Raw genomic sequence first — 5176 nt, 5'->3', positions numbered from 1 at the left:
AGCCCCGCTCCGGCAAGCCCCGCGCCAGCATGCAGCAGGCTGCGGCGGGACATCCTCGCCATCAATGCGCCACCTCGCCCCATTCCCGCTCGTAGGTATGCACCAGCACCTGGTTGGACAGGCGGTTCACCTGCGCCGGAACGCGCGACATGTCGAGCGGGAAATCGAACATCAGCCCCATGGAATCGGTGGAGAGAAAGCGCAGCCCCCGCGGCAGCGTCCCGGGCATCCGCCACGGCCTGCGGCTGGCGATCACGAAGCCCCATTCGCCGAAACTGGGCACGTGCGCGTGGTAGGGCGTTGCGGCCAGGCCCACCGATTCGATGGTCTGCACCACCGTCCAGAAACTCTTGCGCGCGATCAGCGGCGACGTCGTCTGGATCACCGCATAGCCGCTGGCCGAAAGGCGCTGATCGAGCAGCGCATAGAAGCTGTTGGTGAACAGCTTCCCGACCGCGAAGTTGGTGGGATCGGGAAAGTCCACGATGATCACATCGAACATGTCGGCTCCCGCCTGCAGCCACTGAAACGCATCGGCGTTGACGACCTTCACGCGCGGATCGCTCAGCGCGCCCCCGTTCAGTCCGGTGAGCATGGGATGGCGGCTGAAAAGGTCCGTCATCGCGGGATCGAGTTCCACCAGTGTGACCGATTCGACCGACGGATATTTCAGCACCTCGCGCACCGCCATGCCGTCTCCGCCGCCAAGCACGGCCACGCGCCTGGGCGCGCCCTGCGCGGCCATCGCCGGGTGAACCAGCGCCTCGTGATAGCGGTACTCGTCGCGCTCGGCGAACTGCAGATTGCCGTTCAGATAGAGGCGGAATCCGAGCTTGCCATGCGTCACCACGATGCGCTGGTATGGCGTCGCGCTGGAGAGCACGATGCGGTCCTGGTAGAACTTGTCCTCGGCAAAACGCGTGATGTGGTCCGCCCCCAACAGCCCCGCGAGCAAGGCCAGCAGCACGAGCGCGCAAGCCGCCGCATGGGAGCGAAAGCGGCGCAGTTCCTTGCGGAACAGCCACAATGCCCAGATCGCGACCGCCGCGTTCATGAAGCCGAACAGCAGCCCCGTGCGCACCAGTCCGAGCTGAGGAACCAGCAGCAGCGGAAACGCGATCGACACCGCCAGCGCGCCCAGATAGTCGAACGTGAGCACTTGCGATACCAGATCCTTGAGCTGCACGTTGCGCTTGAGGATGCGCATCACCAGCGGGATCTCCAGCCCCACCAGCGTGCCCACGAGCAGCACCATGCCATACAGCAGCATGCGAAACGCGCCGGGGGTGTACGCATTGGCGAGAAACAGGATGGCGGGCAGCGAGCCGCCCGCCAGCGCCACCATCAGCTCGATGCGCAGGAAATGCGCCGGCAGCTGCCGCTCGAAATACCGCGAAAGCCACGACCCCACGCCCATGGCGAACAGGTAGGTACCGATGATGGTGGAGAACTGCAGCACCGAATCGCCCAGCACGTACGACGCCAGCGCGCCGGCGGCCAGCTCGTAGAGCAGGCCGCACGCGGCGATGACGAACACGCTGGCCAGCAGCGCGATGTCGATCGGGCGGGCGCTGCCGCCCTGCGCCTCGGGCTCGGGGATGATGACGGGATCGCTACCGGAATTCATGAGCTGAAAGAATGCCGCGCCGCCTGGAAACCGAAGCCGCCAGGCAATCCCGCCGGCCTCCTGCGTGAGCGACGCAACCCGGTCAATGAATGGCCGCCGCGACGATGATGCTGATGCCAAGGCACATGGCGGCGACCACCATGGCCAGGGCCTTGTTGTGCTTCTCCACGATCTCCGCCCACAGGTCGTAGGGGGTGAGCTTGTCGACGATGATGAAGCTCACCCAGAAGATAACGACACCGAGGAGTGCGTATACCAGTGTCCCAAGCAGGGCCGCGGGCCGCAGCCATTCCAATGCGCTCATTTCGATATCTCCCTAAATCCATCAATCCGCCAGAAAATCAAACCTGAAATCCAAGTCACTTGTGCCCGCCTCCGGACGAATAACCGCCATAGGACCCGCCCGAGCTGCGATAACCGCTGCCGCCCGCCGAACTGGAACAGGTGCTCAGAATGGCCAGGATGACCAGCATCACCACGAGGATCAGGATCACCGTCGCGCAGCCCACGCCCCTGGTGGACAGCACCGGCGCGGCGTCCTCGCGTTTGAACTTCACGAGCCTGTCCGCCATCCTGAACGCATTGGCGACGACGCTGGCATCCACGCGTTCGCCATGGGACCAGGTCACCTCGCCCCTGGATTCCTCGCGCGACAAAACAGCCTTGCCGTTCAATCCTTCAAAGTCGCTGTTGAACGTGCTCTGACCCCTCTCGACGGGCCAGTAGAACTCGCCCACCACATACCCGGTTTCGGCCTTGTAGCTGTATTGCAGCCAGTATGGTTTTCCAAGATAGCGGGTGCTCTGCTCCCCGAGCTTGTAGCGGGGCGCGCCAACCGTTGGACGCACCAGGCTCCAGCCGTCGGTGGAGTCCACCAGGAAGATGAAACCGCGCTTGCGGTGATAGAGCAGGTACTCGTCCCAGCCGAACCATTCGTCATCGCCAGGCTCCACGCCCATGCGATGCTGAAAACCCACCACCTGCCACTTCGCCCCCTCGAACTCGCCCATGCTGCCCAGCGCGATCAGCGGCTCCACCGGCTCGTCCTGCGCGGCGAACCGCATCTCGCCGCCCACGCCGCTCGTCAGGTCGATGATGCTCCTGCATGACGGACAGGTGCAGGACTGCGTACTGTCGAGCGCGACAGCGACCGGCGCGCCGCAATGGGGGCAGTTGAACTGGCGGGCCCGCTCGGCCTTGGCCGACGCGCCGCTCTTGAGCCCCTTCATGCCGAGCGCTTCAAGGCGCACGCCAAATCCGTGCTGCACCTGCGGCGGCGTGCCGCCATAGTCGATCGACAGCACCTCCCCGCTTTCACTGCGCAGCTCGACCACTGTGAATGGCTGGCCCAGCGGCGCGAGCCGGGGCAGTTCGCCCTGCGCAGACATCAGCGAGGCCGTGAGATTGGCGCTGACGCTGAACCGCTGGCCGCCAACGGAGGTGGTCATGCCCACGCGGAAACGCTCGGCGGCGGGAACGTCCCGCCCGAGCGGAGCGTCACGCATGAAAACGTACTGGCCGTTGTCCTCGCTCAGCGTGGCGAGGCTGCCGTCGGGCATGACGGCGCTCCACTCATTCCAGCTGCCCTGCTCGCCCTTGTACTGTGCGCGGCCCACCAGCGTGAACGCAGCAGCCTGGCCTCCCAGCGCCATGCTGCCCGAGGCGCCCAGCTGCAGCGGCGAATAGTCCTCGAACACCTCGGCCATCTTGCCGATGCGCTTGAGCACGTCACCATCGCGCGCCACGGTGCTGCGGCAGTATGGGCACACCGCGTAGATCGACTGCGCGCTCCTGAATTCGACGGGCGCGCCGCAGCCGGGACAGGGCGCGGAGTAGGAACGCTGGCGCGCGCTATCTGCCATGCCGGAATTCGTCTGCCGCGAAAAAGTGAAAGGGAACCATGGCTGCGCGGCTCATGCGGGGCAGCAACGGCAATGCATGAAAGTACAAGTGTCGCCCGCAGATTCAAACCAGCTTCTTGAGCAGCTCGGTCTTCTTCGCGTCAAATTCTTCCTGCGTGAGAATGCCCTTGGACTTGAGTTCCCCGAGCTTCTCCAGCGTGGCCATGACGTCCTCGGGCCTCACGCCCTCCAGCGGCGCGCCGCCGCCCTGGCCCTGCAGCCCCTGCTGCAGGTTCTGAGCCAGCACCTGGCCCAGCGCCACGCCAGCGCCCAGGCCCATGGCGTCACCCGCCACGCCCCCGCCCTGGCCCGCGCTTTCCGCGAATTTCGGGATCGACTGCGCGGTCTGGTACTGCATGAACCTGCCCATGTCGTTGCCGACCATGCCCATGCCGATCTTCTGGTCGAGGATCTTCTGCAGTTCCTCGGGCAGAGACACGTTCTGCACGGTCATGCCTTCGAGCGCAAGGCCGATCTTGCCGAGCGCCGGCGCCAGGTCCCTGCCCAGCGCATCGGCGAACAGGGCCTGGTTGGCCGCCAGGTCGAGAAACGGCACACCGCTGGCAGCAATCGCCGTGCTGATGTGCTGCAGGATCACACCCCGCAACTGGCCATCGAGATCATCCACCGCGTAGCTGTCGCGCGTGCCGGAGATCTCCGTGTGGAACAGCTTCGGGTCGGCCACGCGATAGGCATAGTTGCCGAACGCGCGCAGGCGCACCATGCCGAAATCCTTGTCGCGGATGGTGATGGGCTGCGGCGTACCCCACTTCTGGTCGATCTGCTGGCGCGTGCTGAAGAAATACACATCGCTCTTGAAGGGCGACTCGAACAGCTTGTCCCAGTTCTTCAGATTGGTCAGGACCGGCAGCGTCTGCGTGGTGAGCCTGTAGGTGCCGGGCATGAACACATCGGCCACCTTGCCCTCGTTCACAAACATGGCCAACTGCGACTCGCGCACCACCAACGTCGCGCCGTTCTGGATTTCCATGTCGCGCATGGGAAAGCGCCAGGCAAGCGTCCCATCGGCCGCCTCAGTCCACTGAATGACGTCAATAAACTGCTTTTTGATGAAATCCATCAGTGCCATGAAAACGCTCCCGCTCGGAAAAAGAGAAGTGAAGTGGCCGGACAACCACTTGAAGACCGGACCCGCGAATCATAGCCACAAGCGGCAGCACCCAACCCCGAAGACACACGCTCATGCCATGGGCTATCGCCGCATTCAAGACTTTCAATTGGCTCTCGAAGATGAGAATAACTATCATTAACCAATCTTCAAAAGGAATCCGCCATCATGACCCGCCTGATCAACGCCGCTCGCCACAACCGCCTCACCCTGATGAAAACCGGCAGCTACTACCTCATCCACATCTGCGTCGCGGCGATGGTGGCATACGCCGTCACCGGCAACCTGATCGCATCGCTCACGCTCAGCCTGCTGGAGCCCACCGTGCAGGCCGTCGCGTTCTTCTTCCACGAAAAAGGCTGGGAACGCGCCCTCAAGCGCCGCGCACCGCAAAGCGGACAAGCCCCCGCCGCGCTCGCAACCGCCGCGGGAGCCTGAGATGAAGACGCACCGTCATCCGGCGCAACGCTGGAGCCATGCGTTCTGGCGCTGGCTGCTGGGCCGGTGGCGAGCCCAGGC

Annotated in this window: 5 protein-coding genes; 1 reads left to right on the top strand and 4 read right to left on the bottom strand. The window is 64.3% G+C overall.

Annotated elements, in window-relative coordinates:
* Positions 1 to 61: 61 nt before the first annotated feature.
* The 4 genes from ABWP92_RS16395 to ABWP92_RS16380 form a co-directional block, all read right to left on the bottom strand.
* Complete coding sequence (locus tag ABWP92_RS16395) at positions 62 to 1627, bottom strand: polyamine aminopropyltransferase (protein WP_353236476.1); 1566 nt, start codon at positions 1625 to 1627, stop codon at positions 62 to 64.
* Between the two features lie 82 nt (positions 1628 to 1709).
* Complete coding sequence (locus ABWP92_RS16390; protein WP_353236475.1) at positions 1710 to 1931, bottom strand: DUF350 domain-containing protein; 222 nt, start codon at positions 1929 to 1931, stop codon at positions 1710 to 1712.
* A gap of 55 nt (positions 1932 to 1986) precedes the next feature.
* Positions 1987 to 3489: a DUF4178 domain-containing protein gene (locus ABWP92_RS16385; protein WP_353236474.1), complete on the bottom strand. Its 1503-nt coding sequence runs from the start codon at positions 3487 to 3489 to the stop codon at positions 1987 to 1989.
* 103 nt (positions 3490 to 3592) lie between these two features.
* Positions 3593 to 4618 carry an SPFH domain-containing protein gene (locus ABWP92_RS16380; RefSeq protein ID WP_353236473.1) on the bottom strand — a complete coding sequence of 342 codons (1026 nt, stop codon included), beginning with the start codon at positions 4616 to 4618 and terminating at the stop codon, positions 3593 to 3595.
* A 207-nt stretch (positions 4619 to 4825) separates the two neighbouring features.
* Between ABWP92_RS16380 and ABWP92_RS16375 the strand changes: the two genes are divergently transcribed.
* Entirely contained in the window at positions 4826 to 5095 is a 270-nt protein-coding gene (locus ABWP92_RS16375) for a DUF2061 domain-containing protein (protein ID WP_353236472.1), read from the top strand.
* Positions 5096 to 5176 lie beyond the last annotated feature (81 nt).

Source organism: Diaphorobacter ruginosibacter, assembly GCF_040396215.1.
In the GTDB taxonomy this organism is placed as follows: domain Bacteria; phylum Pseudomonadota; class Gammaproteobacteria; order Burkholderiales; family Burkholderiaceae_C; genus Diaphorobacter_A; species Diaphorobacter_A ruginosibacter_A.
The sequence above is the reverse complement of the archived record's forward strand: the minus strand, read 5'-3'. Positions and strand labels throughout refer to the sequence as shown.

Bases quoted from the DNA above. Each gene is read 5' to 3' on its own strand.
- ABWP92_RS16395 (WP_353236476.1), bottom strand. From the start codon at position 1,627: ATGAATTCCGGTAGCGATCCCGTCATCATCCCCGAGCCCGAGGCGCAG.
- ABWP92_RS16375 (WP_353236472.1), top strand. From the start codon at position 4,826: ATGACCCGCCTGATCAACGCCGCTCGCCACAACCGCCTCACCCTGATG.
- ABWP92_RS16380 (WP_353236473.1), bottom strand. From the start codon at position 4,618: ATGGCACTGATGGATTTCATCAAAAAGCAGTTTATTGACGTCATTCAG.
- ABWP92_RS16390 (WP_353236475.1), bottom strand. From the start codon at position 1,931: ATGAGCGCATTGGAATGGCTGCGGCCCGCGGCCCTGCTTGGGACACTG.
- ABWP92_RS16385 (WP_353236474.1), bottom strand. From the start codon at position 3,489: ATGGCAGATAGCGCGCGCCAGCGTTCCTACTCCGCGCCCTGTCCCGGC.